2 protein-coding genes are annotated in these 3,002 nt (G+C 38.5%); both read right to left on the reverse strand.

Going from position 1 to position 3,002, the window contains the following annotated elements; translation table 11 throughout:
• Positions 1 to 127 precede the first annotated feature (127 nt).
• On the reverse strand, positions 128 to 1,393 hold the full coding sequence (locus tag QZP87_RS13105) for a glycosyltransferase family 4 protein (RefSeq protein ID WP_291323369.1): 1,266 nt from the start codon (positions 1,391 to 1,393) through the stop codon (positions 128 to 130).
• 170 nt (positions 1,394 to 1,563) lie between these two features.
• Positions 1,564 to 2,691, reverse strand: a complete 1,128-nt coding sequence (locus QZP87_RS13110; RefSeq protein ID WP_291323370.1) for a glycosyltransferase — start codon at positions 2,689 to 2,691, stop codon at positions 1,564 to 1,566.
• Positions 2,692 to 3,002: the final 311 nt, after the last annotated feature.

Here is a 3,002-nt window from a genome sequence, read left to right on the forward strand (position 1 = left end):
AGAGTCATTATATCCTTTGAAAACATAAGCAGAACCTCCTTGGTGAAAATTTGGAGATCTGCTACCTGAAATTGTGAGCAAAATCAAAAAATCAAATTCCACAGTCAACGTCGAAGAGCCACTATTGTTATAAAAATCTTTTTATCTCAACACCATTATCGTTTAGATAAGAATAATCTTCTTTAAAAATAGATTTCCATTCTGGATTTTCGTAATAAAACTTAAGTCTTACGCAGTATACAGATTCGATATCGCAACTCCATTCATATCCCAAATTAAAAGCATCTTCTTTGAGCAAATGATTAAGTTTTTCGCAGTTTGAAGCTGCGTCAACCAATTGCTGTGCGTTTTTTCTGATCTCCTCATGATTGTCTTTCTTGAGAAAATAAGTAATCTTGTCCCTGAGTTCTGATATTGAGGAAACCAAGGCTCCATTATTTTCGTTGATCAGCTCTTTAGTCCCGATGTGGGCATTTTTAAACATGATGACCGGAGTGCCAGCCATCAAGGATTCCGCAACAGAATTAAAAGTACCTTCTTTATAAGACAAAGCACAAAAAACTTTGGCCCGTTGAAAGTAGTTCCTTAAATCTTCTTGAGAAGGTCCTTCAATAATCGTAACCCGGTCATGTACACCATACACTCTGGCTTCCTGTCTAATAGAATCTACTGTTCTCCCATCACCAACGGGAACACCTACGCACACCGCTGTAATCTCTGGAGGCAGTTTGCTAAGAGCTTTAAACAGCATCCAGTGCCTTTTTACTTTCCCCCATTGTGCTACCATAAGACAATCGATGTCTCGATGACCTTTGTAACAGGAAAATAATTCTTTTTTAACCCAGCTAGCATTATTAAAAGGCAGTACCTGGCAATGGGGGCCTAGCCGAAGACACGATATCCGATCCCTTGATTGAACCGGCATCACATAAAATCTTTGACTTGAACGCGCAGCAAGCTTCAATAACTGCGGTGTAAACAGCCCATGCCCTGATGGAAGAGAGACAATGTGATAACGATCTTGTATTGTTTCAAGAGCAATGGAGTTGACAACTTTTTTGAGTTCATGCTCAAACTTCATTAATAAAATACCTTTTTCTTTTTTTGAAATATAAGGTTTAATAATTATCGGATGATTCAGTTGTATCCTGTTTTTACCATTGTTGAAGATTTTATCGGATTTGGCCAATGTCATTGAATAATTTAAAATTGACTTGTGAAAAGCAATATTAGGATAATGTCTAAGAACTCTTGTTAGTACGGAAAGTTTTTTATTACTATCTTTCACAAACAATAATTTGACAAGCAAAAAAACTACAACTATTCCTGGAATATGAGATTCTTTAATATAATTTTCTAAATTTATTTTGAATTTACTGATAATAAATTTCATAAGTTACTCCAATAATAAATTTTAAAAAAATTGATTTGTTCACTAAAAAACATCCAGCATATACATGTTATTATCAATTTTTTCATTTGTAACATTACCATATAAGTTTAGAGCAGTATAATGGTATGATTAAGTATAGACTTATACAGGCTGTAATGAAACTTACATTACTAATCTGACAGAAACAAATCAGCTGTCTTTTGCGCCCATACTTTTTGACTGTGTATTTTTTGAACGTAGTTAGCAGCCTGATTTGCCAGGTATTGTCCAAAACTTGGGTTGCTAAGTATTTCTTCCAGAGCAAGGGCAAGTTCAGAATCATTGTTGGACGTAAACAACAGCCCGGTTTCACGATTTTTCACTACCTCCTTTATTCCCCGAACATGACTTCCCACCACGGGAGCTCCAGCTGCCATGGCTTCCAGTACACTGACGGGCAGCCCTTCTGAAAAAGAGGGCAGGCAAAACAAGTCAAAAGCCGACAACATCTCTGGGATATTTTCCTGATACCCGGCCAGGATAGCCCTGTCCTGCAGTCCCAGTTGGCGAATCAATTCTCGAACTTTCTCTTCCATGCTATCTGGATCTCCTGGAAAACCTGTGCCTACGAAAAGAAGACGCAATTGAGGATGGACATCCTTCAATCGTCCGGCAGCGCGAACAAGGCAGGCATGGTTTTTCACTTTTTTGAAGTTGGCGACCATTCCAATAACAAAATGATCGTTGCAGAATCCCCAGTGTCTGCGAATATCGTTTCTTGCTTCACCTTGCTTAAATTTTTCAATATCGACACCATTCAAGATTTCATAAAATTTATCAGAATGGCGAGGATAAAGATCTTTGAACCTTTCTGTTATTTCCCCGGAAACGCCGACAACAGCATTGATTCGAAAAAGCATCATATTTAAAATCTTTCCATGCTTTCCTGAGGCTATCCCTTCGACTTCCGGAACGGAATGCTCAGTATAAATCAACTTTTTTCTGTTTAGGATTTTTGTTCCAAAAAAGCTGTAAAAGCAAGGCATGTAATGATGGGCGTTGACAATATCTATACGATGCTCCCTGACAATTTTCGCCAGATGGATCATGGCTGAAAAATCAAATCTTCTCCTTTTTTGAATAAAGAAAATCTCTTTACAGACTTCCCTGAGAGGAGCTTCAAGCACCCCGCCATTGAATGCAGTTACATAGATCTCAAATTGGTCACGATTCAGCCCTCTTGCAAGTTCCAAAACAACCCGCTCTGAGCCTCCTGCTTCGAGCTGAATGACCACAAACATGACCTTGGTTTTTTGCATGAAAACTGTGCTTTTTCAATAAGTTTCAGATATATCAGTTACAGCTTACCCGATTTCATTAATAAAGCGGGCATTGCCCGCAACCCAATAAAGAAAAGAGCTATTTGACAGGATTAACAGGATTAAGAGATGGATTGAGAGAAAAATCATTTTGTCCTGGCCGGAAGCCAGGCCAAAAGGTTATCACTCGCCTTTGGCGATGGTTAATGCAATCTGCGGCTTCCGGCCGCTGATTGCTTATCCTGTCAATCCTGTTAATCCTGTCTAAGTTTCTTGTTTTTTATGACAGGGTTTCAGGAGTAAGTCACTAA

Origin of the sequence: Desulfonatronospira sp. (assembly GCA_003563255.1) — a bacterium.
GTDB lineage: Bacteria > Desulfobacterota > Desulfovibrionia > Desulfovibrionales > Desulfonatronovibrionaceae > Desulfonatronospira.